This window comes from Bacillus sp. YH3-2-B2, assembly GCF_053663335.1.
Map to the genome: position 1 here is coordinate 242,643 of NZ_JBSJQE010000002.1, position 25,565 is coordinate 268,207.

Sequence of the window (25,565 nt, forward strand, 5' to 3'; positions counted from 1 at the left end):
ATTTTTAAGATGATGAAGGATGTGAAACGATAACCTCACAATCTCCTTCTATAACAAAATCTCCGGAATCCGCCGGCATGATAAAGTGATCGCCTTTGTGAATGGGGCATCCATCCAGTTCTCCGCGTCCTTTAATCACGCTTGCGAGTAAATACCGGCCGGGTGCGGGGAATGATGCTTTCCCGCTCACATCCCATTGATAAACTGAAAAGAAAGGTGTTTCGGCGAGTATCGTAATAAGAGCATCTCCGATCCGATGCTTTGTGCTTTTTACATTTTCATCGGTATGGGGAATGTCTGTTACGTCAATTGCTTTCTCAAGATGAAGCTCGCGTTTATTCCCGTTCCCATCCGTCCGGTCATAGTCGTAAAGCCGGTAGGTGGCATCAGAGCTTTGCTGGATTTCAAGAACGAGCGTACCTTCACATAAAGCGTGCAGTGTGCCGCTCGGGACATAGAAAAAGTCGCCGGGCTTAATGGGGATGCGGCGGAGCAGGTGATCCCACTCGTTTCGTTCAATGAGCCGAACGAAATCTTCTTTTGTTTGGGCGCGGTGCCCTAAAATGAGCTCTGCGTCTTTTTTGCAGTCCAACACGTACCAGCATTCCGTTTTTCCGAGTTCTCCGTTTTCATGCCGATGTGCATATGCGTCATCCGGATGAACCTGCACGGATAAGTCCATATTTGCGTCAAGAATTTTTGTGAGCAGGGGAAAAGCGTCTTCTTTCGGATGTCCGAACAGGTCAGGGTGTTCATTCCAGAGACGGTGTAATGATGTTCCGGAAAAAGGCCCGTTCCGCACGATGGATGTACCGTGCGGATGAGCTGAAATCGCCCAGCACTCTCCCGTCCGCTCAGAAGGAATCTCATACCCGAATGTATCGCGCAGCTTCGTCCCGCCCCATAATCTTTCTTTAAAAACCGGTTCCAAAAATAAGAGTTTCGTCATTTTCCCGCCTCCCGGTTTGCCGTCTCTAATGCGCGCTCCGCCAATACGAGCGAACCGGCCGCGCCGGAGTGAATCCCTAATTGAGGGGGAACGATGAAGTGTTCAATGTCGGGCAGGTCAATATATTGATTCAGCCGCTTTTTCACGTGCTGACGGATATAAGAGAACAGCTGATGCTGCTTCATGACGCCCCCGCCGAGAATGATCTTTTCAGGCGAAAGTATGAGAATATACTGCACAAGCGCTTCAGCAATATAAAAGCCCTCAAGCTCCCACACTTCCTGCTGATCCGCCAGCAGATATGCTTTTTTCCCCCAGCGTTTCTCAATGGCGGGGCCTGCCGCGAGGCCTTCCAGGCAATCTGTATGGTAAGGACAATTGCCTTTGTAGCCGTCGTCCGGGTGTCTTCTGACATAAATGTGGCCCATTTCAGGATGAGACAGCCCTTGAACAAATCTGCCGTTCATGATGGCGCCCGCTCCGATGCCAGTGCCGACCGTCAAATAGAGGCAGCTGTCCGCGTTTTTGGCCGCGCCGAAAGAAGCTTCTCCGAGCGCCGCCGCATTAACGTCGGTGGTGAAGCCTGCGGGAATATCCAGAGCGCTTTTGATCGTTTGAAGAATAGGGCAGTTCCGCCAGGCTGTCTTCGGCGTCGCGGTGATGCACCCGTATGTTTGACTGTCGGGGCGGATATCAATCGGTCCGAACGACCCGATGCCGATGGCTTCTATCGGGAAATCTTTAAAGTAACGGATGACTTGTCTGAGTGTGTCATCCGGTTCTCCCGTCGGAAACTCCGCCCTGTCCAGAATGGTGCCGTCTTTTTGTCCGGCGGCACAGACAAATTTCGTGCCGCCGGCTTCAATACCTCCAAGCATGGCCGTACCTCCTCATCTGTTAAAATCCGTTTTGATCGGAAACGGATTTGAACCAGCGCCCGCTTTTTTTGACGGTCCGTTCGCCCCCGTTTTCCAGATTGACAGATACAAAGCCGTAGCGGTTTTTATAAGCATTTGTCCAAGACCAGTTGTCCATGAAAGTCCAAAGATGATAGCCTTTAACATTTGAACCTTCTCCGATGGCCCGATGCACCCATTTGAGATGTTCCTGGATAAATTCAATCCTGTAATCATCCTGAATGATGCCGTTTTCATCGCGGAAGCGTTCCTCGCCTTCAACTCCCATGCCGTTCTCGGAAATAAAACATTCGATATTTCCGTAATGTTCTCTGAGATTGGTGAGAATGTCATAGATTCCTTTTTCGTATATTTCCCACCCGCGGTGAGGGTTCATTTTCCGTCCGGGCATGACGTACGGATCGAAGAAACGCTCAGGCAGGAAAGGGGCATGCGGATTCGGAACATGTTCTTTTGCCTTGACGCGTCTCGGCTGGTAGTAGTTCACGCCTAAGAGGTCAACCGTATGCTCCTGAATGAGGCGGAGATCTTCTTTCTCATAACGCGGCAGAAAGCCTTCCGCCTTGAGAATCTCGACAAGCTCCTCAGGAAATTCGCCCTTTACGGCGGGATCTAAAAATGAGCGGTTGAAAAAGGCATCGGCAATCCGGGATGCTTTCAGATCTTCAGGATGTGAGCTTCTCGGATAAGAAGGCGTGAGATTCAGAATGATTCCGATTTGTCCGTCCTGTTTCAATTCTCTGTAGGCTTTGACAGCCCTTGCATTCGACAGCAGGGTATGGAAGCCGGCCTGCACCGCTTCTTGAAAATTAACGTGATTCGGGTAGTGAAAGTCGTATAAGTAGCCGCCTTCAATCGGCACAATCGGCTCGTTGTGAGTGAACCATTTTTTCACTTTGTCACCGAATAGCGAAAAGCAGGTTTTGGCGTAATGTTCAAACGCGTCAACGGTGTCCCGGCTGACCCAGCCTCCCTTACGCTGAAGGGCGAGCGGCATGTCAAAGTGAAACAAATTGACAAACGGCTCAATGCGATGGGCAAGCATTTCATCGATGACGTCCTGATAAAACGCGACCGCTTTCTGATTGACCTCGCCAGTTCCGTCCGGAATCAATCTTGACCAGGAAATAGACAGCCGGAAGGAGTTGTGGCCGATTTCTTTCATCAGCCGGATATCCTCCTTGTATTGATCATAAAAACGTGACGTGTCGCCGGGGCCGACGCCGTTAAAAAAACGGCTCGGTTCTTTTTCATACCAGTAATCCCATATGTTTTGGCTTTTTCCGTCTCTGTCGGCGGCGCCTTCTGTTTGGGTGGCGGAGGCGGAAGACCCCCACCAGAATCCTTCCGGAAAACGATATTGAATATTTGATTCAGTCAATTGATTTCTCTCCCTTACTGCGATTTTGATTACATACTCATGCTGTCATCCCGGGCATGCTGCTCGGTCTCTGCTTCTTTTTCCTTTGCCATATTTAATTTGTCCAGCGCTTTAAGAAACGGGAACCAGATGACAAAGACAATACAGAGGTTGACCAGCTGCATAATGCCGCCCATGACGGAATTGGTCGCCATAATCCCGTTAATGAAAAGGGGGACGGTCCAGGGCACGGTCACGCCGGTAGGAGGGGGCACGATCCCCGCCGACATGGCCAGGTAGGTGACGAGCGTGACAACCATCGGTGCGATCACCCACGGAATGATAATGATCGGGTTCATCACGATCGGCAAACCGAAAATAACCGGCTCATTGACGTTGAAAATGCCCGGCGCGAGACCGAGTTTGGATATCTGTTTCATCTGTTTGCTTTTCATAAAAAGCAAGATGGTGATCACTATGGCCAATGTCATTCCGGTTCCGCCCATTCCGACGGTGTAAATCTCCATAAACGGCTTAGAAATAATATGGGGAATCTCTTTTCCCGCTGTATACGCAGCCAAATTTTCGACCTGTAATGTATTCCAGATCGGGTCCATCACGGAATTAATAATGATTTGTCCGTGAAGTCCGAAAAACCATAAAATCTGAATAAAGAAAACAGCGATTAATGTAGGAATGATGCCGCTTCCAAGTCCGACAAGCGGGGCTTGAACCGTATGATAAATGACATCATGCAGATTGGTGTGAAAGATCTGGGTGACAGCCGCATTGATCAAGAGGAAGACGGTAAGCGTGATAAAAGCCGGTATCAATGCGGCGAACGATTTAGCAACAGCCGGAGGAACACCGGCAGGCATCTTAATCGTTAAGTTTCTCTGGACGATTCTTCTGTAGATTTCACCTGACAAAAAAGCGGTCATCATGCCGAGAAACATTCCTTTTGCTCCAAGCCGGTCAACCGGAATGACGCCTGCGACCGCTTTGCCCGTTTCCGGCTCTAAGACGAACGGGGTGAGCAGCAGAAAAGAAACCAATGCGATCGCTCCGCCGAATACGGCCTCCACTTCGTAGCTTTTTGAAAGGTAATAGCCGATCCCGAAGACGACAAAAATGGACATAATCCCCATCGTAGCCGTCGAAGCGCCGCCAAATCCGGATTGAAAGACAGACAGGGCGGAGCTGCTCATGATTTTGTTTAAAAACGGCAGGTTCGTCAGCACGACGAACACCGAACCGAAAATGGTCAGCGGAAACGCCAGCATAAAAGCATCCCGTAAAACTTGCAAATAGCGGTTATTGTTTAATTTGCCCGCGATCGGAACAAGGAATTGGCTGATGTTCTCAAACACGTCTTCACCCCCGGCTTTTTATAAATTTTTTGATTGAAATAAGTCGAGCATTTCTTTGACGAGCTCTTTCATTGAAAGCGCTGACATTAAGTGATCTTCAGCATGCATAAAAAGCAGAGAGACATCCGTTTTGGCGCCGCCGGCTTCTTTTTGAATCATCTGAAAATGGATGTCGTGCGCTTTTCCCAGTTCTTCTTCAGCCTTTGTCAGAAAGGTGTCTGACTCATCTGGCCGGCCGTCTTTATAAGCGCGTATCGATTGAATAATACAGCTGCGGGCATTGCCGCTGTGAAGAATCAGCTGAAAACTGATCTGTTCATCCGTGTACGTTTCCATGCTTATCGCCTCCTTTATTTGTTCTCTATCAAGGCAACGGCCTGTTCGTATGCTTTTTTGCCGTCTCCCATGCCGTATGCCATCATATCAATCACATCAACGGTGATGTGAAGCGGGTCCGCCTCTTTTTGAAGCTCGCCTTTTAAAAAACTCATCTGCGGGCCGATCAGTACGACGTCTGCGTCTTTCATCGCTTCTTTTGCTTTATCCTGTCCGACTGCCCAAATCTCGGCCTCCTCACCGATGGAGCTGGCGTAATTCTGCATTTTCGTGACAAGAAGGCTGGTGGACATGCCTGAGCTGCAGGCTAATAAAATTCTTTTCATGAGGAATCCCTTCTTTCATAAAGTTAAAACGTTTTCATGAATATTATAATCTTTTGAAATTAAATGTCTATACTTTTAAAATATAAAAGTTTAACTTTTCGGATTTTTGACACAAAAAAACCTTTTAAGATTCAACTTAAAAGGTTTTTTTCTCAAGCGAGCCATAACAGCCATATATAAAGTCCGATCAGGGTGATGAATAACGTCGGAATGGTTAATATCAGACCTGTTTTGAAATACATTCCCCAGGAAATTTTCACGTTTTTCCGGCTCAGCACGTGGAGCCATAACAATGTCGCCAGCGACCCGATCGGCGTGATTTTCGGCCCGAGGTCAGAACCGATAACATTCGCGTAAATCAATGCTTCTCTCAGCAGCCCGTGAGTGTCCGTTCCGCTGATGGCTATGGCGTCAATCATCACCGTTGGCAGGTTATTCATAACGGAGGAGAGGATCGCAGCGATAAAACCCATTCCGAGTGTGCCCGCAAACAATCCGTGATCCGCCGCTTTCTGAATAAGCTGAGAAAGAAGATCCGTCAGTCCGGCATTCCGCAAGCCGTACACGACAACATACATGCCGACAGAAAAAAACACGATGGCCCACGGGGCGTCCTTGATGACTTGTTTCGCAGGGACGGCGGGGCTTCGCTGCGCCAGAATGAGAAAAATGACCGCGATGGAACCGGCAACGAAGGAAACGGGTATCGACAGCAGCGCGCTGACGAAATACCCGATCAATAAAACGGCCAGCACAGCCCATGATAACCGGAAAAGGCGCTCATCCTTAATGGCGGATGCAGGATGTTTCACAAGGCTGGTGTCAAACCGTTTCGGAATGTTTTTTCTGAAATAGAGATACAGCACCAAAATGCTTGCCGCCAAAGAAAAGAGGTTGGGCACCAGCATGCGTGATGCATATTCAATGTATCCGATATGAAAGTAATCGGCGGATACGATATTGACCAAATTGCTTACAACGAGCGGGAGCGAGGTGGTGTCGGCGATGAATCCTCCGGCGATAATAAACGGAAAAACCAGTTTTTCAGGTAAATTCAAAGCCCGCACCATCGCCAGTACGATCGGCGTCAAAATGAGCGCCGCTCCGTCATTGGCAAACAGGGCGGAGACAACAGCCCCTAAGACCGACACATAGAGAAACATCCGCAGCCCGCTGCCTTTGGCCGCCATGGCCATATGCAGCGCGGCCCACTCAAAAAAACCGATACTGTCAAGAATTAATGAAATGATAATAATGGCGATAAAGGCGAGTGTCGCATTCCAGACGATCCCCGTCACTTCCGCGATATCGTGCAGGCTGACTGCTCCGGCGATCAAAGCGAGGACCGCTCCGCCGCAGGCAGACCAGCCGATTGATATATGTTTCGGCTGCCATATGACAAACACAAGTGTCAGCACAAAAATCAGCGCTGATAAAACCGCAACTCCCAAGAATATATCCCCCTTACCGGCATGTAACAGTGACTTCTTTTTGCCGCAATGTCTGTAAAACTTCGTCCTTTTCATCTATCTGCTGCAGAATCGAGCAAACCAGCGCGTATTCCGGTCCGGACGGATGAATGGCATAGTACCGCCATTGGCCCTCGCGTCTTTCCCGCACAAGGCCGGCGTTCTTTAATTTCCGCAAGTGCTGGCTGATGCCGGGCTGACTTATATGAAAAATAGCCGTCAGCTCGCAGACACAATATTCCTTATCCTCCAGAAGCTTCAGCATCAAAAGCCTCGTCGGGTCGCTTAGAAGTTTGAGGCACTGGCTGATCCCTTCGGAACTTAAAGCATTATGCCACCGTTCCATGCGCTCACTCCTTTTTTAAACTATTATATAAGCGAATGTTTATATAAGTAAACGGTAATATAAAAAAGCCGGTCTTGCACTTTTTGCAAAACCGGCTCATGTTTATTTTTGGAACAGTTTTTTCGCTTCATCCATTGCTAATTTATTTCCCAGTGCCGAATAATCAAGCCAAGGCTGATCGGCAATTTTATAGACATGGTTTGCTTTCACGGCCTTCAGCCCTTTCCACACAGCGCTTTTTTGCAATTCTTTATAGGCTTGCTGTGACTTGTCGTCTCTGTTAACGACCACGAAAATCGCATCCGCGTTGTAATCAGGCAGCACTTCTTGAGAAATGACTTCATAAGGGCGGGAGGTGTTCATTTCTTTAATGCCGTCAGCCGGTTTCAGCTTCAGATCGTCAAACAGAATCGGTCCCATCGGGCGGCGTGTGCTGAAGACGCGAAGCTCTTTTGCGTTCACGCGGATCGCCATGACTTTGGCGTTTTTCCCTAATTCCTTATTCATCATGGATCTGACTTGTTTTGTTTCATCTTCATAATCTTGAATAAATGTTTTCGCTTCTTTTTCACGGTTGACGATTTTTCCGATGTCTTTTAAATGATCACGCCATGTGCCTTTATCAAGGTCGAAAACGTGTGTGTTTCCGATTTTCTTGTATTTTGACACATCTTTTCCCGCAAATTCTTTATCAAGATAAATGTTGTCTGGATTCAGCTCAAGTAAAGCTTCCATATCCGGGTCTGAGGCAGGTCCGAGTTTTTTCGTGTCTTTCAGCTGATTTTTCACATGAGGGAGAAAATCTTTTAATTCTCCGCCCACGACGGAACCGGCAGGTGTAACGCCGAGAGCCAGCAGATCATTTGTCAGGTGAATGGACATCGAAGCGATTTTATGATCGCCGGATTTCTTTTTTGACTCCGGCTGTGATGAATCGGATTGGCAGGCAGCCAGTAAGAAAATACACATGAAACTGATGAGCGCAATTGTTTTTTTCATGGGAATACTCCTTGTTTTATGATTTGATTTTCATGACGAGATAGAGAAAATACGGCGCGCCGATGGCTGCCGCAACCACGCCGGCCGGAATGGCATTCGGCTGAAACAAAGACCGGCCGATGGTGTCTGCCGCGACAAGAATGACAAGGCCGATTAATCCAGCAATCGGAATAATATGCTGATGCATGGTGCCGACGAGCCGTCTTGCCAAGTGAGGGGCGGCAAAGCCGATAAAGCCGATTCCGCCGGCCATCGCGACGCTCGCGCAGGACAAGCCGACCGCTATGGCGATCAGCATGATCCTTTTTCTCTGCACGTGTGCGCCGAGCCCCGCGGCTGCCTGGTCACCGAGCATTAAAATATTTAAAGACCGGGCGTTCAGCCATGCAAGCGGTGCGAGAATGCCGATCCAGGGCAATAGCGACCACACGTGAATCCAATCTCTGCCCCAGACGTTTCCCACCAGCCAGCGGGAAGCGAATGTATAAGTTTCTTCATTCAGGCGCAGCGACATAAACAATGTAACGGCGCTGAAGCCCGCGGAAACGGCGATCCCGACCAACAGCATGCGGATCGTTAAAAAACCGTTCAGCCTGTCGTACGTAAGCACTACGATCAGCAGGGCGGCGAGTGTTCCGCCCGCAAACGTAAACAGCGGGATGAACATCGACGCCTGCGCCTCCAGGGAATGAAAGAATGTGATATACATCATCAAACCGAAGGAAGCGCCGGCATGCAGTCCGAGAATGCCCGGATCGGCAAGCGGATTTCGGGATACACCCTGCAAAATAGCGCCCGACACGCCTAAGCCGATACCGGCCAGCATCGTCACCAAAATCCGGGGGAGCCGGTAATCGAATAAAACGGTCGTGCTTTGAAACGTGCCGTATCCGAACAGCGTTTTTCCCACGGTGAGGGGAGAAAGCCGGAATGAGCCCGTATGCAGCCCGATCAGAATAATGCAAACGGCGATGACCAGCAGAACGAGACCTGCCGCCGCCGCTTTTTTTGTTTCTTTCTGCACTTTCATTTATAAGTCTCTCCCTTCCTTGCGGGCAATATAAAGAAAGAAAGGGACACCGACAAGTGCGACCATGATGCCTATCGCCAATTCTCTCGGGGGACTGACCGTGCGTGAGGCCAAGTCGGCCAAAATCAAAAGAATCGCGCCGAGTAACGCGGACATCGGAATAATCAGCCTGTACGTAACGCCGACGATCTTGCGGGCGATATGGGGGATGACCAGCCCGACAAAGCCGATCGCGCCGGCAGCGGAAACAGACACACCGGCAAGAACGACGGCGATCATTAACCCCGCGGCACGCGTAAGAGCCGTGTTCACCCCTAAATTCGCCGCCACGTCATTTCCCATTGAGAGAAGGGTGACGGACCGGCCCATGAATGTCGCGAGAATGATGAAGACCGCAATCACGGGAACAAGGACTTGTAAATGAGCCCACTTGATCCCCGACACCCCGCCGGCGTACCAGAAGGCCAAATCCTGGCTTAAATCGTAATAAATCGCCACACCGGTACTGAGTGAATGTAAAAGCGCGGCCACGACCGCCCCGGCAAGCGTCACCTTTAAAGGTGTCATGCTGCCTTTTCCCGCCGCACTGATAAAGAAAATCAAGCCGGTGCTTGCCAGTGCTCCCAAAAATGACATCACCATCAGCAGGGCGTATGACAAATGAGGGAAAAAAGCAAAGCTGAGCGCAACAACAAACATGGCGCCCGCGTTTACGCCTAAGACACCCGAATCGGCAAGCGGATTTCTCGTGACACCTTGCATGAGGGCGCCGGCTGCGGCAAAAGCGGCTCCTGTAACGGCCGCGCCGAGCACCCTCGGAAGACGCAATTCATGAATGATCTGCTGGCCCGTTATGTTCGGATTGTAATCAGCAACAGCCGACCAAACCGTATGTAAAGTAATGTCTTTCGCGCCGAATGAGACGGCGAAAAAAATAGAAACAAGCAGCCCGATCACCGCGATCAGGAAGAAAACCCCGTTTTTTAAGATGCTGATCAGACGGCTTGCGGACGTGACAGAATCGCTCAAAAATCAATTCACCTACTTTTATGATCATTGTCCGGCATTTATTGAATATGAGAATCATTTTCATTTGAACCATCATATTATACCGGGCCGATTTTCAAAACGCAATAGAGTGTTCAACAATGATGCCCTTTTTTCTTTCATGTTTATATTGTAAAAAAGAAGTGAAAAACGTGAAAGAGGAAATCGCTATATTCAGAAAGGAGGGAGGCAAATGGCGGGAGAAGGAAAGCCTTTGCCGATTGAATTTTACCAGAGACCGTCAGTGGAGCTTGCCCCTTTATTGCTCGGCTGTCTCCTGGTGAAGGAGACGGATGAGGGAACGGCTTCAGGTTTTATCGTGGAAACGGAAGCTTATATGGGAGCGGATGACCGGGCGGCGCACAGCTTCGGCAACCGGCGCACGAAACGGACGGAAATTATGTTCCATGAGGCGGGCCGCATTTATACATACGTCATGCACACTCATACATTAATGAACGTCGTCGCCGCGGACATCGGCATTCCGCAGGCCGTGTTAATCAGGGCGGCGGAGCCTCATGAAGGACAGTTCCTGATGGAGAGCAGGAGACCGGGCAGACCCCCGAGAGAGTGGACAAACGGCCCGGGAAAACTGACGAAGGCGATGGGCATTTCAATGAACGACTACGGCGGCATGATCACGGAACCGCCGCTGTATATTACGGAGGGCTTTACGCCTGAACATATATCAACAGGCCCGAGAATCGGGATTGACAACAGCGGAGAAGCCCGGGATTATCCGTGGCGCTATTGGGTGACGGGGAACCGGTATGTCTCACGCTGACCATGTTTATAAACGCTGATAACAGGGGAAAGACAAGGTAAAAGAAAGGGGATTCAGACATTGAAAAAATTTTTCAAAACGATTATCAAATGGGCGCCCGTCATCTATCCGATCATCAGAAAAATCATAAAAGAACGGAAGGCATCTAAGCGGAACCGCATGTCCGCATCCCGAACAGCCGGCTGATCCGGCTGTTTTTTTACGGGCTTGGCATCGGATTGCCGCATTGACTTGAAATCCTCCCCAGTATAGAATTTACATACATTTACCCCTTCCTCATTCTTTTTGCCCATTTTTCACATCTGCATCTGATCTGATAGGAGGTTTTTCTCATGCTTCATGGGCGGCTTCGTGAACTTCTGCGCTTGCTTTTAGCTGCTGAAACACCGGTTACAAGCTCAGTCATCGCTGCAAATGTAAAGGTAACGACGCGGACGGTCCGCAATGACATAAAGGAACTGCAAACCATTGTAGAAAAACACGGCGCATCCATTCAATCTGTCAGAGGGAGCGGCTATAAGCTGCTGATCCGGAATGAGCAGCCGTTTAAAAACTGGCTTCAGGACAATTTCCAGCAGAACAGCACCGTGCCGATTTTTCCCGATGAACGGATAGATTACCTGATGAAAAGAATGCTTCTGGCCGACGGCTACCTCAAGCTGGATGACTTAGCGGAAGAACTGTTCATCAGTAAATCCACACTTCAATCTGATTTAAAAGAAGTCAAAAAACGGCTCCGCCCCTATGACATCATTTTGGAAACAAGGCCGAACCACGGCTTTAAGCTGCGCGGCGAAGAGCTCCGCCTCCGTTATTGTATGGCGGAATACTTAGTGGACGACCGCGAGCCCGAGCCTGATCTCCTGAGTGAAAAGGCCGGTATTCTGCCGAAAGACGACATTCATGTGATCCGCACAGCCATTATGAAGCAGGTTCGAAACCATAAGATCCCGCTTTCTTTCTTCGGCCTGAACAATCTCATCATCCATATCGCCATTGCCTGCAAACGAATCCGGACAGAAAACTATGTATCTCTCATTCCGGAAGATCTTCATGATATTAAGCTCGAAACAGAATATCAGTCAGCGGAAGCCATCGTAAAAGAGCTTGAATCGGCGCTTTCGGTCACCTTTCCCGAACAGGAAACCGCCTATATCGCCATTCACCTGCTCGGGACAAAGCGCATGACCCAGTCACAAATGGAAGGAAAAGAGCTTACAAGGCTGATAGACGGGGAAACCAGCCGTTTGACGGAGGCCATGATTGAAGCCATTGAGCGGGAGCTGAAGCTCGGAATCACGGACGACAATGAGCTGAAAGCGGGTCTTGCGCTCCATATCAAGCCGGCGATTAACCGAAATCGGTACGGCATGAACCTGAGAAACCCGATGCTCTCCGCCATAAAGGAGAATTATCCGCTTGCATTTGAAGCGGGAGTGATTGCGGGAATCGTAATCAAGGAGCAAACCGGCATTGATATTCATGAAAATGAGATCGGATATTTGGCGCTTCATTTCGGAGCCGCCATTGAAAGGAGAAAGACGGAACGGCCGCCTAAACGCTGTCTGATTGTCTGTGCGTCCGGCGCCGGCAGCGCGCAGCTTTTAAGAGAAAAACTCCGTTCCCGGTTCGCAAAACGTCTTGAAATCATCGGAACGGCTGATTACTGCAGCCTTGACCAGCTTTCCTTTGAGTCGATTGATTTTGTGGTCAGCACAGTGCCGATCAAAAAAGACCTGCCCGTTCCCGTATTGAAGGTTCATACGCTGCTGGGCGGCGGGGATTTTACAAAAATCGACGCCATGCTGGAAGAAAATCGGGAACAATTGAACTTTCTGAAACCGGAGCTGGTATTTTTGCAGCAGGATATGGAGACGAAGGAGGACGTCATCCGTTTTCTCGGACAGCAGGTTGCAGAAGCCGGCCTCGCTTCTGATTCTCTGACCGATTCTATTTTTGAAAGGGAAGCGATTTCTCCTACGAGTTTCGGCAATCTTACGGCGATTCCGCACCCGCTCGTTCCGCAGACGGACACGACGTTTTGGGCGGTATGCACGCTGAAGAAGCCGATTGACTGGGCGGATAAGCGTGTCCAATTTGTCTGCCTGCTCTGCGTCGAGAAAGAAAGCAAAGCCGACCTCCAGCATATGTACAAATGGCTCGGCGGGATGTTGGATGATCCGGCCGCGGTAAGCCGTCTCTTAAAATGCACAACCTATCAGGAGGTTTTACGAGTATTCAGAGACAAACGATCAGCACCTTTTTTCCGTTAGCAGCGGAAAAAGCCTGAGTAGTTATGAAAGCGATTTCATAATATGATGGTACTAACATCGAGACATACAAAATATCAAACTTTCAGGAGGTCTTTTACATGAATATATTACTCGTTTGTGCAGCAGGGATGTCAACAAGCTTACTCGTCACCAAGATGGAAAAAAGCGCGCAGGAACAAGGAAAAGAATATAAAATCTGGGCGGTGTCAGGCGATTCAGTCAACCAGCATATTGATAAAGCGGACGTATTGCTGCTTGGGCCTCAAGTCCGTTATTTGCTTCCGCAGCTGAAAAAATTGGGTGAATCAAAAGGAGTGCCGGTTGAAGTCATCAATACCGTCCATTACGGCACTTGCAACGGAGCGGAGGTTCTGAAATCAGCGGAACAGCTCGGAAACGCATCGTAGAAAGGGGCGGGCCGTGTGAATAAGGTGAACCAGTTTTTAGAAGAGAAAGTCATGCCCATTGCCGGAAAAATTGCCTCCCAGCGGCATCTGCAAGCACTGCGTGACGGAATCATCCTCACCATGCCGCTTATCATCATCGGTTCATTTTTTCTAATCATCGGCAACCTGCCGATTCCGGGATATGCGGATTTCATGGCAAAGACGTTCGGAAGCGCCTGGTCTCAAAAACTGCAATATCCGGTTGATGCGACCTTTGAAATCATGGGCCTTGTCGCCGCTTTCGGAATCGCCTACCGCCTGGCCGAAAAATACGGGGTGGACGCATTATCGGCCGGTGCGATATCTTTGGCAGCGTTTCTCTTGGCAACGCCGTACAAAGTTCCGTTTCTGCCTTCCGGCGCCAAAGAGGAAATCATGGTGGGCGGCGGCATCCCGCTGTCTCTCATGGGAAGCAAAGGGCTGTTTGTCGCGATGATCATCGCCATGCTGTCGACGGAAATTTACCGCCTGATCATCCAGCGGAATTTCGTCTTCAAAATGCCGGACGGCGTGCCTCCCGCGGTCAGCAAATCATTTGTCGCTTTAATTCCCGGCTTTGCCGTCATCTTTCTGATCTGGGGTGCGCGTTTAATTGTCGAAGCGACGCCGTTTGAAAGCCTTCATAACATTGTAAGCGTTGTACTGGGGACGCCGCTCTCGATTCTTGGGGGAAGTCTCGGCGGAAGCCTGGTAGCCGAAGCGGTTCAAATGCTCTTGTGGGCGTGCGGATTACATGGGGCGAACATTGTCGGCGGCGTCATGGCGCCGATCTGGTTTGGAGCGATGGATGCCAACCGGATTGCGTTTCAGGCGGGCGATGCGCTGCCGAATATTTTCACCCAGCAGTTCTTTGAAATCTGGATCAACATCGGCGGAAGCGGCGCGACACTGGCGCTCGTGGTCACCATGTTTCTCCGTTCGCGAAGCAAGCAGATGAAGCAGCTTGGGAAACTCGCCATCGGGCCGGCTGTCTTTAATATTAATGAGCCGATTATTTTCGGAATGCCGATCGTCATGAACCCGATGCTTCTCATTCCGTTCATCATCACACCGCTTGTCACACTGGTCTTTACCTATATCGGCATGAGCACAGGCCTCGTCGCCAAACCTGCCGGCATTGCCGTCCCATGGACGATGCCGCCGATTTTCTCCGGCTATCTTGCCACGGGCGGAAAAATATCAGGGGCTGTCATGCAGGCGATTAATATCATCACAGCCTTTATCGTGTACTATCCGTTCTTCAGAATGTGGGATTCACAAAAGCTGAAAGAAGAAAACGAACTTGAACAATCGCAGGCGCCAGCCGTACAGGGAGACGAAAAAGCCGTGCTGTAGAGAAAGGGAGTGAAACACATGAATGAAAAAATGGAACAGACCATTTTTCAGATCATCCTGCATGGCGGCAACGGAAGAAGCGCATCAATGGAAGCCATTGCCGCCGCAAAGCGGGGGGACAGAGCCATGGCGGAGGAAAAGCTTCAGGAAGCCGCAAGGGAACTGACCGAAGCCCATCATTACCAGACAGAATTGATCCAAAATGAAGCCGGCGGAGAAAAAACAGACATGACGCTTTTAATGGTGCATGCGCAAGATCATTTAATGAATGCCATGACCGTGAAAGACTTGGCCGCTGAGTTAGTCGAGATTTACGAAAAAGTGAGTCTGCAAGGGGGAGCAAAAATATGACAAAAGGAATTAAAATTGTAACGATCGGCGGAGGTTCAAGCTATACACCGGAGCTTGTGGAAGGCATCATTAAGCGCTATGAGGAACTGCCTGTCAGAGAATTATGGCTCGTCGACATTTCCGAAGGCGAGAAAAAACTCAATATCGTCGGCACGCTTGCAAAACGCATGGTCGAAAAAGCGGGCGTTCCGATAGAGATTCACCTGACGCTTGACCGGAGAGAAGCTTTGAAGGATGCTGATTTCGTAACGACTCAATTCCGCGTCGGCCTTCTTGAGGCCCGCGCCAAAGACGAACGGATTCCGTTAAAATACGGCGTAATCGGCCAGGAAACAAACGGTCCGGGCGGTTTATTCAAAGGGCTGCGCACCATCCCGGTTATTCTGGAAATCGCGAAAGACATCGAAGAGCTTTGTCCGAATGCATGGCTTGTGAATTTCACAAACCCTGCCGGCATGGTTACCGAGGCCTTGCTCCGCTACTCGAATCTTACAAAAGTCGTCGGTCTCTGCAATGTGCCGATCGGCATTAAAATGGGCGTCGCAAAAGCATTGGATGTGGATGTCAGCCGGATCGAAGTGCAATTTGCCGGGCTGAATCACATGGTCTTCGGATTAGATGTTTTCTTAGACGGCGTCAGTGTGAAGGATCAAGTCATTGAAGCCATGGGAGACCCGGAAAACGCCATGACGATGAAAAATATCTCCGGAGCGGAATGGGAGCCTGAATTCCTGAAGGCGCTCGATCTGATTCCTTGCGGCTACCATCGCTATTATTTCAAAACGAAAGAAATGCTCGAGCATGAAATAGAAGCGTCACAGACGGAGGGCACACGCGCCGAGGTCGTGCAGAAGGTTGAGAAAGAACTGTTCGAACTGTACAAAGATCCGAATCTCGCCATCAAACCGCCGCAGCTGGAAAAACGGGGCGGAGCGTACTACAGTGACGCGGCCTGCAACCTGATCAGCTCCATCTATAACGACAAACATGATATCCAGCCCGTCAATACGATAAACAATGGCGCGATCGCCAGCATTCCGAATGACTCAGCGGTCGAAGTGAACTGCGTCATGACGAAAGACGGTCCGAAACCGATCGCCGTCGGTGATCTGCCGGTGTCTGTCCGCGGACTCGTCCAGCAAATCAAATCATTTGAGCGCGTCGCCGCTGAAGCAGCCGTCACGGGAGATTATCAAACGGCGCTTCTTGCGATGACGATCAACCCTCTTGTCCCGTCAGACTCCGTGGCAAAGGCCATTCTGGATGAAATGCTTGAGGCCCACAAAGAACATCTGCCCCATTTCTTTAAGTCGATTGAAGCATAAGAGCAGTAAAAAAACCCGGATTCGCTTCCGGGTTTTTTGCTTATTTTGATTCGCTTAGTGAGGCGACTTTCGTCGTCCAGCCGAACACGTCGGCTTCCGCGCCTTTTTGAATGCCTGTAATGGTATCATACAATTTCTTCGAGATCTCTCCGGTTTCACCGCTGCCGATGACAAGACTTTCATCATTCCAGATCAGTTCGCCGACTGGAGAAATGACCGCCGCCGTACCGGTTCCGAATGTTTCTTCCAATCGGCCGTCACGATGCGCCTGGATGATTTCATCGATCGAAATCTTCCGCTCGGACACAGTCAGTCCCCAATGTTTGAGAAGGGTGATGACGGAATTCCGCGTGATTCCTTCAAGGATGCTTCCGTTCAGCTCCGGCGTCACGATTTCGCCGCTGATTTTGAAGAAGATGTTCATGCTGCCGACTTCTTCGATGTATTTTTTCTCAATGCCGTCAAGCCATAAAACCTGGGAAAATCCCTTCTCTTCCGCAACCTGCTGCGCCTTCAGGCTTGAAGCGTAGTTGCCGGCCGTTTTCGCATTTCCGGTGCCGCCTTTGACGGCGCGCACGAATTCGTTTTCCACGGCGATTTTTACCGGTTTAATGCCTTCTTTGTAATAAGAGCCGACCGGGGAAAGTATGATAAACAGCTTGTACGTATGGGATGCCGCTACACCGAGGAAAGGCTCAGTCGCAATAATAAACGGACGGATATAAAGGGAAGTGCCTTCCGCTTTCGGAATCCAGTCTTGGTCGATGGCTACGAGCTGTTTCAGGCCTTCAAGAACAAGCTCTTCATCAATGAGCGGGATGCAAAGGCGGTCATTTGACTGGTTCAGGCGCTCCATATTTTTCTCCGGTCTGAACAGAAGCACTTCCTGATCCTTCGTTACATACGCTTTAAGCCCTTCAAAAACGGTTTGGCCGTAATGATAAACCATGGCCGCAGGATCCATTGAGATGGACTGATAAGGGATAATTCTCGGATCATACCAGCCTTGACCGGCGTCGTAATCCATAACAAACATATGGTCGGTGAAAATTCTGCCGAACGCAAGGTTATGGGGGTCCGGTTTCGGTTTTTTGGCTGAAGTCAATTCAACACGAATGTCTTGTTTCATAATGTTCTGTCTCCCTATTGGTGTTATTGTCAAACTTATTTGAAAATAATTTATATTCTATTGTATACCTTCAACAAATATTCGCAATAGTTTTCCTCAAATTTGTGAAAAAATCAAATCACATAAAAAGCAGGGGAGAGAATGCCCCCTGCGTGTTCGTTTTTACGTATTCTGTCATCACCGTGCTCAGTGAACCGTCACCTTGCCGGTTTTGTAAAACTGCTCCATTGCTTTATCGACGTACACCCAGCCCTTCCAGGCGATATGGATGGTGTCTTTCATAAAGTACGGATCATATTCGTGCCCGGATAAGTCGGCAACCTGAAAGCCCTTCGCTTTAATTTGCTTAGTGACTTTTTTGTAGTAATCAGTCCGGCCTTTTTTCGGGAAGCCGGTGTAGTCGTAAAACTTCCCATTTACGGGAATGACGACGAACATCGGCTTAGCGCCGGCATCCTTCAGAATAGTAAGCATATCTTCAAAATCGCTGAACTCCAGTGACTTTTTATAGGCGTATGTTCTGCCTTTGTTTGAACCTTTGGCTTTAGGCACTTTATTTTTGATCGTTTTATAAACAGAATCGTCTATAAAAAACGGATTAGAACGCGTGTGATCTTTACCATATTGAGCAGCCAGTTTTTCAAGCTGGGACCAGGACTTTCCCTTTAGGTTATTATTAACGAAACGTTTTGGTCCTTGCGGCTCTTCTATCGAATAATAAAGGTCCTTCTTTTCTAAGATATTATAATAAAGCTTCGCAGCCGGTGTTAATGCATTTACTTTCCAAGTCTGACCTTTTACAGACGCTTTATACAGTTCAGACAGGATTGCATCATTCTGTACAACTTTGTAGTGCAGCATACGCTTCATCATTTGTTTTTTCAGTCTCGGCTCAATGTTGCGATTAAAAGCCAAGTCAAGAGCTTGCAATGATGAGAAATTAGGAGCAAAATGCTGCTCATTTGAACCATGTTTTGTAAACCATTGCGGTGATACAATAAATACCATCTTTCTGCCTTTAAGCTGATCAGCATGAGCGGCAAAATTTATGGCATGAATTAAAGATTGCGAACCGCCTTTTCCGACAAGATAAGGCGTAAAGCCTTGGTTGTTCACTTGGAAATAGTTGGACGGATGAAACTCATCCAGTCTTGAAAGCTCGGAAGAACCGAAAATCGGCATATACTTCGAGTCTTCGAACATTTTGTTTTGCAGATAGAGCCCCTGGAACATATTCGGATTTAAGGCTGCCGCCGACTCTTCGACACGTTTTTCAGGAATGAAGCGCGTAAGCCATGAAGCCGGAACTGCGATAGCTCCGACAAACAGGACAAACGCTAAAATAATTGGTCCAAAGAAACGCTTTTTCATTTACTTCAACTCAGTCAGTTTGTTTACAATGTTGTTTGGCGTATTCCACTCGTCACGGTCAAATTCAGTGATCGGCACTGTAATGCCGAAGCGGTTTTCGATGGCGACAAGCAGTTCTACAGTTCCGAAAGAATCAAGCAGTCCTTCTTCAAAGATTTCAATATCAGGATTTTCTTTTACAGCGTCCTCCTGACAAACTTCAGCTAATACGTCTAATACTTCCTGTTTAAATTCCATGTGTTTTCAATCTCCTTTAGTGATGAAATGGTTTTCCTGAGAAAATATAAAATCCGAAACATACGAAATGGAATGTGATGACGATGGCTAAAAAGGCCGTAAAACGATTGGCGGGCAGCCACTTGTATTTCTTATTCCATTTCTCAAAAAAGTTATACCCGGTCATTAATACGGCGTGGTACAGGCCGTATACAATATATTGCAGGGCGAGTCCGTGCCAGACGCCCATCAGCATGAACAGCAGGAAATACCCGATGTTCGAGACGGCCATCCGGTTCTTTATCCATTTTTTCTTTGTCATCCAGAATACAAAGCGCATAAATACGTAGTCTCTGAACCAGAAGGATAAGGACATGTGCCAGCGGTTCCAGAAGTCTTTAATGTTTTTGCTGATAAACGGCTTATTAAAGTTTTCCGGAGATTTGATACCCATGATATAGCTTACACCGACGGCAAACATCGTGTAACCCGCAAAATCAAAAAACAGGTACAAGCTGTATCCGTACATGTACAGCACATTACCCCACAGTTTACTGTGGGTGATATGAGACAGATTCATAATGAAATACGTGTTAATCGCATATCCGATAATGAATTTGTACAAGAAACCGATAAAAATTTTATGAATGCCGGTATACAGTAAATCAGCGTATTCTCCCTTTGTCCATACTTTCTGTTCGTCCTTGGCAAATCTGCGGTATCTGTCGATCGGGCCGGAAGAAATGGTCGGGAAAAACATAATAAAGTACAAAAGGCGGTGAAGCGGCATTTTTTCTTTAATCAGTCCGTCTCTCGTTTCCATGATCAGCTGGACGCCTTTAAATGTCAAATAAGAAATTCCTAAGAAACTGATCAGGTTATGAACCGGATGATGAGGCGCCGGCGGGAAGAAAAACGGCCATAATTTAGATAAAAACAGGGGTAAAATGGACGCGATCACGGCCATACTGAAGACAAAGCCGCTGTTGGCTTTCAGTCTGTAAGCGAGATAACCCCTGATTAAAAGCACCTGCCACAGCGTAAAGATACATAGTGCGATCACGCCGTGCAGATCATGCGCGAAAATCAAAGCCAATACGATGATGGATATAAACATGTTGTATCCTTGGAATCTCTTGCCGTTCAGCCCTAAAATAATCGTCGGCAAAAGAAGGATTCCAAGTAAGATAAAGAAGAAAAACGAGCTGTAAGGCGTCATACAAGAACCTCTTCGCCAATGCGTTTACGGTCGATTTTTCCGTTCGCAGTCATTTGAATGTGATCCTGATAAATGAATTTTCTCGGGATCATGTAGGCCGGAAGCGAAGCGGCCAGTTCTTTCTTAATGGCGCTTGTCAGCTGGAATTCTTTTTCAAAATCATGTTTTTCAGGCACGATGGCGGCAATTAAATATTCGACTGGTCCGTTAGGCTGATACGGGATGACAACCGCCGTGCGCACATATTGAGACTGCCTTACATGTACTTCGATTTCCTCCAGCTCCATGCGGTAGCCGTGAAGCTTAATCTGGAAATCAAGGCGTCCTTGGCAGAAAATCTGACCATCCTGAACATAACCGGCATCACCCGTGTGATATGCCCACTGGCCGTCAATTGAGAAAAACGCTTTTTCAGTCAGAGACGGTTCACCGAGATAGCCTTTGCTCACGCTCGGGCCGGCGATGATGATTTCCCCTTTTTCTCCGTCCGGAAGCTTATTCCCGTTTTCATCCATGATGAAGATATTCATATCGGGTTTTGCAAAACCGACGGGCAGAGATTCATTTTCATCGATAATCTGCTGCGTAATTTCAACGGAGGTGACGGCAACCGTTGTTTCAGTCGGGCCGTATGTATTGAATACGCGGGCCTTCGGAAAACGGTTTAACAGTTCCTGTGCCACGGCAGCCGGAAGCGCTTCTCCGCAAAACATAAATACTTCTGCCTCAGGCAGGAGCTCCTGCGTAAAGCCGGGGTCCATCAGACACATTTGGACGAAAGACGGCGTCGATGTCCACACGTTCAGTTTGGATTTCTCCAGCTCTTCAAATAGTACTTTCGGTTTATTGATTTTGTCTTTCGTTACGCAGTGCAGCGTACCTCCCGTTTGAAGCGACGGGAAAATGTCCATGACAGATAAATCAAAAGAAAACGGAGCTTGGTTTAAGAATGTCTTACCCCCGCCCACAGGAAAATCCCTGCAGATCCAGTCAGTGAAGCTTTGCAGGTTATCAGCCGATATCTGCACGCCCTTCGGATTTCCCGTGCTGCCGGACGTGTAAATAATGTAAAACGTATCCAGCTCTTTTACCCAGTTCTCACGGCTGAGGTCTGCATCTCCGTCAGCTGCAAGCTCTTCGGGCGTAACGGTTTTAATCAGATTGCTTCCCGTATCGACTGCATCGCCCGATACGCTGATAAGCAGCTCTGCGCCTGAGCTTTCAATGATTTTGACGATCCGCTCCGCCGGAATGGAAACATCGACAGGGATGTAAGGGCGGCCCGCTTTGACGCTTCCTAAGAAAGAAACGATCATATTCGGCTCCATATGTCCGTAAACCAGGACAGGCGCTTTCGAACCGTCAGCTGTATGTTTTTGAATGCCGGACGCAACCCGCTCCGACAAATCCCATAATTCCCCGTAAGTGAGGGAATGATCTAAGGAACGAAACGCTATGGCCTGCGGCTTGGCGTCTGCGTATGTTTTTATAGCATCAAGTAGTTTCATAGTTATCCTCCCCGATTAGAAATCGTTGTAAATATAAGTGCCGGTATTCGCTGTATGAAATCCATACATCCAAAAGAGCAATACTAATATCAGAAAATAAAAGCCCGTATGAAACGTCCATTTGATCAATGTATTTTCATAAGCACGTTTTAATTTTTGCATCATATTCAAAATTCCTTCCCCGCGTATTCAATAATTACACCAGTATATGACGATTAGATTAACAAAAAGTTTCAAAATATGTCTAATATCCTAAGCTTAAAATTTCCTTAAAAATGAATGAGAAACAAAAGGATGGAAAACACGCATGTATAAATTGGAAAATGATCATACTAAAAAAGCGCTGTTCAGGCGGGATTTTTAACTTATCGTAAATATAAACGAGGTAAAAAAATTTTGGCGGCTTTTTCTTAAGCAGGCTTGTGCCGAACCCCAATGGAGAAGGGCGAAAAGCCGTTTCCGGCAGGATAGCTGATAAAGCGCCGCATCTTGTGAAATGAGGAAGAAATTATTATGATAGATAAGGTAGCAGAAAACGTGAAAACCCCAATTCAATACTACTGTTATCGGCTGACTGTGAAAGCCTTTTAATAGAAAGGAAGAGGAAAATGAATCAAAACAATATGGGGGGCAGCCAAAAGACGCCCGAGAAAGAAAGCATGGGCCGCATTTTGTGGCAGCTAACCCGCCCTCATACATTGACGGCATCGTTTGTGCCCGTACTTCTCGGCACCGTATTGGCGATGTTTTACGTAAAGGTTGATTTCCTGCTGTTTTTGGCCATGCTGTTTTCCTGTCTCTGGATCCAGATCGCCACGAACTTATTCAATGAATATTACGATTTTAAACGCGGTTTAGATACGGAGGATTCCGTCGGTATCGGCGGAGCGATCGTCCGCCACGGCATGAAGCCGAAAACAATTCTGCAGCTGGCGCTCGGCTCTTATGCGATTGCCCTCGTGCTCGGTGTTTATATCTGCATGAGCAGCAGCTGGTGGCTTGCGGCTATCGGCCTTGCCGGCATGCTGATCGGCTATCTGTATACGGGCGGCCCGCTGCCGATTGCGTATACACCGTTCGGGGAACTGTTCTCCGGCATTTGCATGGGCTCTGTATTTGTCCTTATTTCTTTCTTCATTCAGACAGGCAGAATTAATGAGCAGAGCATTTTGATTTCCATCCCGATCGCCATCCTGGTCGGAGCGATTAACCTGTCCAACAATATCCGTGATATTGAGGAAGATAAAAAAGGCGGACGTAAAACGCTGGCCATTTTGATGGGGCATAGAGGGGCCGTCATGATACTGGCCGCATCTTTTGCCATCGCTTACATCTGGATCGTCGGTCTTGTCATCATGGGTTACACAAGCCCGTGGCTGTTCCTGGTCTTTTTGAGCGTGCCGAAACCCGTTCAGGCCGTGAAAGGCTTTGTGAAAAACGAAATGCCGATGAACATGATTATTGCGATGAAATCAACGGCGCAAACCAATACATTCTTCGGATTCCTGCTTTCAATCGGACTCCTGATCAGTTATTTCCGCTGATCAAATGAAAGGGCAAATGCCATAACCGGCATTTGCTTTTTTTTATGACATAATCTTCACGATATTGTAAAGAACCTGACCGCGGACTGACCCGTCTCATATATGGACAGCGAAGCAAGGAGATGAAAAAAATGGACTTGTCAACAGCCCATATGGATGATTTAAAAACGGTCATGGAAGATTGGAAAAATGAATTATTAGTTTATAAATTCGCTTTAGATGAGCTGGATACGAAGTTTTCTATCATCAGCCAGGAATATAATCTGATTCACGGGCATAACCCGATCGAGCATACAAAATCACGCGTGAAAAGTTTTGAAAGCATCGTCAATAAACTGATGCGCAAAGGCTGCGATGTGACGACGCAGGAAATGAAAGAGCATATTCATGATATCGCGGGTGTCAGGATTATCTGTTCCTTTATTTCCGATATTTATAATGTCGCTGAGGTTCTGAAGCAGCATAAGGACTTGAAGATCGTAAAGGTGAAGGATTATATCAAACATCCGAAGCCGAACGGCTACCGCAGTCTGCATTTGATTATTGAAATTCCCGTTTATTTGACGAATCGTGTGGAATATGTGAAGGCGGAAATTCAAATCCGCACCATCGCCATGGATTTTTGGGCGAGCCTTGAACATAAAATTTATTACAAATTAAATAACGAAGTCCCAAAGCATCTGACCGACGAGCTGAAGGAAGCGGCGGACATCGCCCATTATTTAGACGAAAAGATGCTTGGAATTAAGAAAGAAGTCGATTAAACGATTGACCCGTCACAACCAGCCGGACCGCTATTATACGCAGTCCGGCTGGTTGTTTTTATGTTTACGTGTTTTCGCTTTCCCGCACGATGTATTCTGACGATGATTCAGGCTGAAATCCTGATTGAATTTGAACAGAGAATGCGAAAGATATCAAATCGCAAACAGCACATTCCCGCAGAAAAAATGTGTAGGATCGAGGTTTACTTTTTTAAAAAAGGGAAAGACATTTGTACAACAAAAAGGGAGATGAATATCAGTGGGAAAGAATGAAACAATGCATATCGTATCATGTGCCGATGATAATTATGCTCGTCATTTGGGTGGGATGTTCGCTTCTTTATTGATGAATATGGACAAAACAAGGAATGCCAAATTATATGTGATCGACGGCGGAATTACTGCCGAAAACAAGGACAAGCTTGAACAGACTGCGATGTCATTCGGGACGCCGCTTGAATTTTTAGAAGTAGACGCTGATCAATACAAGCATGCAGTCGAAAGCAGCCACATTACAAAAGCGGCTTATTACCGCATTTCTATCCCTGATTTAATTAAGGATGAGTCTGTAAAGCGGATGATTTACATCGATTGCGATGCAATTGTGATGGAAGATATTTCGGTTTTATGGGACTTGGATATTTCCCCGGCAATAGTTGCGGCGGTAGAAGATGCCGGACAGCATGAAAGACTGAAAAAAATGAATATCAGCGACACTGCCAAGTATTTTAATTCCGGTATTATGATTATAGATTTCGAACCTTGGAGAAAACAGAATATTTCTAAAAAAGTGATTGATTTTATCAATGATAACAGCTCGGAGGATTTTCTCGTGTTTCATGATCAGGACGCGCTTAACGCGATTTTATATGATCAATGGCATGAACTGCATCCGCGCTGGAACGCTCAGACGCATATTATCATGAATGAGAAAACGCCTCCTGAACTGATCGACCGTATACGTTACAGAGAAACACGTGCCGAACCGGCCATCGTCCATTTCTGCGGCGGGGACAAGCCTTGGAATACAGGCACTTCGCACCCGTATCGTGATCATTATTTCCGATATATGTCCTTTACGAAATGGAACACGATTGACCGCCCGGCCATGAACCAATAGGCAGGTGTGATGAAAACGCTTGTGAAGCCGT

At 47.9% G+C, this 25,565-nt stretch carries 27 protein-coding genes; 10 read left to right on the forward strand and 17 right to left on the reverse strand.

Annotated elements, in window-relative coordinates; translation table 11 throughout:
• Window positions 1-4 precede the first annotated feature (4 nt).
• From manA to ACWJJX_RS06155, 11 genes are all read right to left on the reverse strand, one after another.
• On the reverse strand, window positions 5-949 hold the full coding sequence (manA, locus tag ACWJJX_RS06105) for a mannose-6-phosphate isomerase, class I (RefSeq protein ID WP_102422072.1): 945 nt from the start codon (window positions 947-949) through the stop codon (window positions 5-7).
• Complete coding sequence (locus ACWJJX_RS06110; protein WP_102422071.1) at window positions 946-1,827, reverse strand: ROK family protein; 882 nt, start codon at window positions 1,825-1,827, stop codon at window positions 946-948. Before ACWJJX_RS06110 ends, manA begins: the two co-directional genes overlap by 4 nt.
• A 19-nt stretch (window positions 1,828-1,846) precedes the next feature.
• Window positions 1,847-3,247, reverse strand: a complete 1,401-nt coding sequence (locus ACWJJX_RS06115) for a glycoside hydrolase family 1 protein (protein ID WP_454022827.1) — start codon at window positions 3,245-3,247, stop codon at window positions 1,847-1,849.
• A gap of 29 nt (window positions 3,248-3,276) precedes the next feature.
• Window positions 3,277-4,596, reverse strand: a complete 1,320-nt coding sequence (gene celB / locus ACWJJX_RS06120; RefSeq protein ID WP_454022828.1) for a PTS cellobiose transporter subunit IIC — start codon at window positions 4,594-4,596, stop codon at window positions 3,277-3,279.
• A gap of 18 nt (window positions 4,597-4,614) precedes the next feature.
• Window positions 4,615-4,932, reverse strand: a complete 318-nt coding sequence (locus ACWJJX_RS06125) for a PTS lactose/cellobiose transporter subunit IIA (protein ID WP_003150849.1) — start codon at window positions 4,930-4,932, stop codon at window positions 4,615-4,617.
• Between the two features lie 14 nt (window positions 4,933-4,946).
• Window positions 4,947-5,258 (reverse strand): PTS sugar transporter subunit IIB, encoded by a 312-nt coding sequence (locus ACWJJX_RS06130; protein ID WP_003150851.1) that lies wholly within the window; start codon window positions 5,256-5,258, stop codon window positions 4,947-4,949.
• A 152-nt stretch (window positions 5,259-5,410) separates the two neighbouring features.
• Entirely contained in the window at window positions 5,411-6,709 is a 1,299-nt protein-coding gene (locus ACWJJX_RS06135; RefSeq protein WP_454022829.1) for an arsenic transporter, read from the reverse strand.
• 13 nt (window positions 6,710-6,722) lie between these two features.
• Window positions 6,723-7,073: an ArsR/SmtB family transcription factor gene (locus ACWJJX_RS06140; RefSeq protein ID WP_454022830.1), complete on the reverse strand. Its 351-nt coding sequence runs from the start codon at window positions 7,071-7,073 to the stop codon at window positions 6,723-6,725.
• Window positions 7,074-7,175: 102 nt separating this feature from the next.
• Window positions 7,176-8,072, reverse strand: coding sequence for an ABC transporter substrate-binding protein (locus tag ACWJJX_RS06145; RefSeq protein ID WP_032868637.1), 897 nt, complete (start codon window positions 8,070-8,072; stop codon window positions 7,176-7,178).
• Window positions 8,073-8,088: 16 nt separating this feature from the next.
• Window positions 8,089-9,102: a FecCD family ABC transporter permease gene (locus tag ACWJJX_RS06150; RefSeq protein WP_003150856.1), complete on the reverse strand. Its 1,014-nt coding sequence runs from the start codon at window positions 9,100-9,102 to the stop codon at window positions 8,089-8,091.
• Window positions 9,103-10,101, reverse strand: a complete 999-nt coding sequence (locus ACWJJX_RS06155) for a FecCD family ABC transporter permease (RefSeq protein WP_042635747.1) — start codon at window positions 10,099-10,101, stop codon at window positions 9,103-9,105. It lies immediately after the preceding gene.
• Between the two features lie 241 nt (window positions 10,102-10,342).
• Between ACWJJX_RS06155 and ACWJJX_RS06160 the strand changes: the two genes are divergently transcribed.
• The 7 genes from ACWJJX_RS06160 (at window position 10,343) to licH (ending at window position 16,663) form a co-directional block, all read left to right on the forward strand.
• Window positions 10,343-10,933: a DNA-3-methyladenine glycosylase gene (locus tag ACWJJX_RS06160; protein WP_003150858.1), complete on the forward strand. Its 591-nt coding sequence runs from the start codon at window positions 10,343-10,345 to the stop codon at window positions 10,931-10,933.
• Window positions 10,934-10,984: 51 nt separating this feature from the next.
• Window positions 10,985-11,119 carry a hypothetical protein gene (locus ACWJJX_RS06165; RefSeq protein ID WP_369719122.1) on the forward strand — a complete coding sequence of 45 codons (135 nt, stop codon included), beginning with the start codon at window positions 10,985-10,987 and terminating at the stop codon, window positions 11,117-11,119.
• 146 nt (window positions 11,120-11,265) lie between these two features.
• Window positions 11,266-13,206, forward strand: coding sequence for a transcriptional regulator LicR (gene licR, locus ACWJJX_RS06170; RefSeq protein WP_448197512.1), 1,941 nt, complete (start codon window positions 11,266-11,268; stop codon window positions 13,204-13,206).
• Between the two features lie 98 nt (window positions 13,207-13,304).
• Entirely contained in the window at window positions 13,305-13,613 is a 309-nt protein-coding gene (gene licB / locus ACWJJX_RS06175) for a PTS lichenan transporter subunit IIB (RefSeq protein ID WP_003150863.1), read from the forward strand.
• A gap of 15 nt (window positions 13,614-13,628) precedes the next feature.
• Window positions 13,629-14,987, forward strand: coding sequence for a PTS cellobiose transporter subunit IIC (gene celB / locus ACWJJX_RS06180; RefSeq protein WP_039253354.1), 1,359 nt, complete (start codon window positions 13,629-13,631; stop codon window positions 14,985-14,987).
• Window positions 14,988-15,005: 18 nt separating this feature from the next.
• On the forward strand, window positions 15,006-15,338 hold the full coding sequence (gene licA, locus ACWJJX_RS06185; RefSeq protein WP_003150867.1) for a PTS lichenan transporter subunit IIA: 333 nt from the start codon (window positions 15,006-15,008) through the stop codon (window positions 15,336-15,338).
• Window positions 15,335-16,663 carry a 6-phospho-beta-glucosidase LicH gene (gene licH, locus ACWJJX_RS06190; RefSeq protein ID WP_454022831.1) on the forward strand — a complete coding sequence of 443 codons (1,329 nt, stop codon included), beginning with the start codon at window positions 15,335-15,337 and terminating at the stop codon, window positions 16,661-16,663. Before licA ends, licH begins: the two co-directional genes overlap by 4 nt.
• A gap of 40 nt (window positions 16,664-16,703) precedes the next feature.
• Here licH and ACWJJX_RS06195 read toward each other — a convergent pair whose 3' ends face one another.
• The 6 genes from ACWJJX_RS06195 to ACWJJX_RS06220 all read right to left on the reverse strand — a co-directional run bounded on the left by ACWJJX_RS06195 (window position 16,704) and on the right by ACWJJX_RS06220 (window position 22,271).
• On the reverse strand, window positions 16,704-17,795 hold the full coding sequence (locus ACWJJX_RS06195; protein ID WP_025853645.1) for a branched-chain amino acid aminotransferase: 1,092 nt from the start codon (window positions 17,793-17,795) through the stop codon (window positions 16,704-16,706).
• A 183-nt stretch (window positions 17,796-17,978) separates the two neighbouring features.
• Entirely contained in the window at window positions 17,979-19,163 is a 1,185-nt protein-coding gene (gene dltD, locus ACWJJX_RS06200; protein ID WP_077723027.1) for a D-alanyl-lipoteichoic acid biosynthesis protein DltD, read from the reverse strand.
• A complete protein-coding gene (dltC, locus tag ACWJJX_RS06205; RefSeq protein WP_003150875.1) occupies window positions 19,164-19,400 on the reverse strand; it encodes a D-alanine--poly(phosphoribitol) ligase subunit 2 in 237 nt (78 codons plus the stop codon).
• A gap of 16 nt (window positions 19,401-19,416) precedes the next feature.
• Window positions 19,417-20,598, reverse strand: coding sequence for a D-alanyl-lipoteichoic acid biosynthesis protein DltB (gene dltB / locus ACWJJX_RS06210; protein ID WP_012118762.1), 1,182 nt, complete (start codon window positions 20,596-20,598; stop codon window positions 19,417-19,419).
• On the reverse strand, window positions 20,595-22,106 hold the full coding sequence (gene dltA / locus ACWJJX_RS06215; protein ID WP_070082563.1) for a D-alanine--poly(phosphoribitol) ligase subunit DltA: 1,512 nt from the start codon (window positions 22,104-22,106) through the stop codon (window positions 20,595-20,597). Before dltA ends, dltB begins: the two co-directional genes overlap by 4 nt.
• Before the next feature lie 15 nt (window positions 22,107-22,121).
• Window positions 22,122-22,271, reverse strand: a complete 150-nt coding sequence (locus ACWJJX_RS06220; RefSeq protein ID WP_003150882.1) for a teichoic acid D-Ala incorporation-associated protein DltX — start codon at window positions 22,269-22,271, stop codon at window positions 22,122-22,124.
• 443 nt (window positions 22,272-22,714) lie between these two features.
• Here ACWJJX_RS06220 and ACWJJX_RS06225 point away from each other — a divergent pair, with 443 nt between their 5' ends.
• From ACWJJX_RS06225 to ACWJJX_RS06235, 3 genes are all read left to right on the forward strand, one after another.
• Complete coding sequence (locus ACWJJX_RS06225) at window positions 22,715-23,650, forward strand: 1,4-dihydroxy-2-naphthoate polyprenyltransferase (protein ID WP_003150884.1); 936 nt, start codon at window positions 22,715-22,717, stop codon at window positions 23,648-23,650.
• Between the two features lie 131 nt (window positions 23,651-23,781).
• The gene (locus ACWJJX_RS06230) at window positions 23,782-24,414 is read left to right on the forward strand and encodes a GTP pyrophosphokinase (protein ID WP_007407732.1); all 633 of its coding nucleotides are present in this window, start codon (window positions 23,782-23,784) and stop codon (window positions 24,412-24,414) included.
• 259 nt (window positions 24,415-24,673) lie between these two features.
• Window positions 24,674-25,534, forward strand: coding sequence for a glycosyltransferase family 8 protein (locus ACWJJX_RS06235; protein WP_003150888.1), 861 nt, complete (start codon window positions 24,674-24,676; stop codon window positions 25,532-25,534).
• Window positions 25,535-25,565 lie beyond the last annotated feature (31 nt).

What these genes read in the sequence shown, in the direction of transcription:
- manA (WP_102422072.1), bottom strand. Translation starts at nt 949, where the DNA reads ATGACGAAACTCTTATTTTTGGAACCGGTTTTTAAAGAAAGATTATGG.
- ACWJJX_RS06110 (WP_102422071.1), bottom strand. Translation starts at nt 1,827, where the DNA reads ATGCTTGGAGGTATTGAAGCCGGCGGCACGAAATTTGTCTGTGCCGCC.
- ACWJJX_RS06125 (WP_003150849.1), bottom strand. Translation starts at nt 4,932, where the DNA reads ATGGAAACGTACACGGATGAACAGATCAGTTTTCAGCTGATTCTTCAC.
- ACWJJX_RS06130 (WP_003150851.1), bottom strand. Translation starts at nt 5,258, where the DNA reads ATGAAAAGAATTTTATTAGCCTGCAGCTCAGGCATGTCCACCAGCCTT.
- ACWJJX_RS06140 (WP_454022830.1), bottom strand. Translation starts at nt 7,073, where the DNA reads ATGGAACGGTGGCATAATGCTTTAAGTTCCGAAGGGATCAGCCAGTGC.
- ACWJJX_RS06145 (WP_032868637.1), bottom strand. Translation starts at nt 8,072, where the DNA reads ATGAAAAAAACAATTGCGCTCATCAGTTTCATGTGTATTTTCTTACTG.
- ACWJJX_RS06150 (WP_003150856.1), bottom strand. Translation starts at nt 9,102, where the DNA reads ATGAAAGTGCAGAAAGAAACAAAAAAAGCGGCGGCGGCAGGTCTCGTT.
- ACWJJX_RS06160 (WP_003150858.1), top strand. Translation starts at nt 10,343, where the DNA reads ATGGCGGGAGAAGGAAAGCCTTTGCCGATTGAATTTTACCAGAGACCG.
- licR (WP_448197512.1), top strand. Translation starts at nt 11,266, where the DNA reads ATGCTTCATGGGCGGCTTCGTGAACTTCTGCGCTTGCTTTTAGCTGCT.
- licB (WP_003150863.1), top strand. Translation starts at nt 13,305, where the DNA reads ATGAATATATTACTCGTTTGTGCAGCAGGGATGTCAACAAGCTTACTC.
- licA (WP_003150867.1), top strand. Translation starts at nt 15,006, where the DNA reads ATGAATGAAAAAATGGAACAGACCATTTTTCAGATCATCCTGCATGGC.
- licH (WP_454022831.1), top strand. Translation starts at nt 15,335, where the DNA reads ATGACAAAAGGAATTAAAATTGTAACGATCGGCGGAGGTTCAAGCTAT.
- dltD (WP_077723027.1), bottom strand. Translation starts at nt 19,163, where the DNA reads ATGAAAAAGCGTTTCTTTGGACCAATTATTTTAGCGTTTGTCCTGTTT.
- dltC (WP_003150875.1), bottom strand. Translation starts at nt 19,400, where the DNA reads ATGGAATTTAAACAGGAAGTATTAGACGTATTAGCTGAAGTTTGTCAG.
- dltB (WP_012118762.1), bottom strand. Translation starts at nt 20,598, where the DNA reads ATGACGCCTTACAGCTCGTTTTTCTTCTTTATCTTACTTGGAATCCTT.
- dltA (WP_070082563.1), bottom strand. Translation starts at nt 22,106, where the DNA reads ATGAAACTACTTGATGCTATAAAAACATACGCAGACGCCAAGCCGCAG.
- ACWJJX_RS06220 (WP_003150882.1), bottom strand. Translation starts at nt 22,271, where the DNA reads ATGATGCAAAAATTAAAACGTGCTTATGAAAATACATTGATCAAATGG.
- ACWJJX_RS06225 (WP_003150884.1), top strand. Translation starts at nt 22,715, where the DNA reads ATGAATCAAAACAATATGGGGGGCAGCCAAAAGACGCCCGAGAAAGAA.
- ACWJJX_RS06230 (WP_007407732.1), top strand. Translation starts at nt 23,782, where the DNA reads ATGGACTTGTCAACAGCCCATATGGATGATTTAAAAACGGTCATGGAA.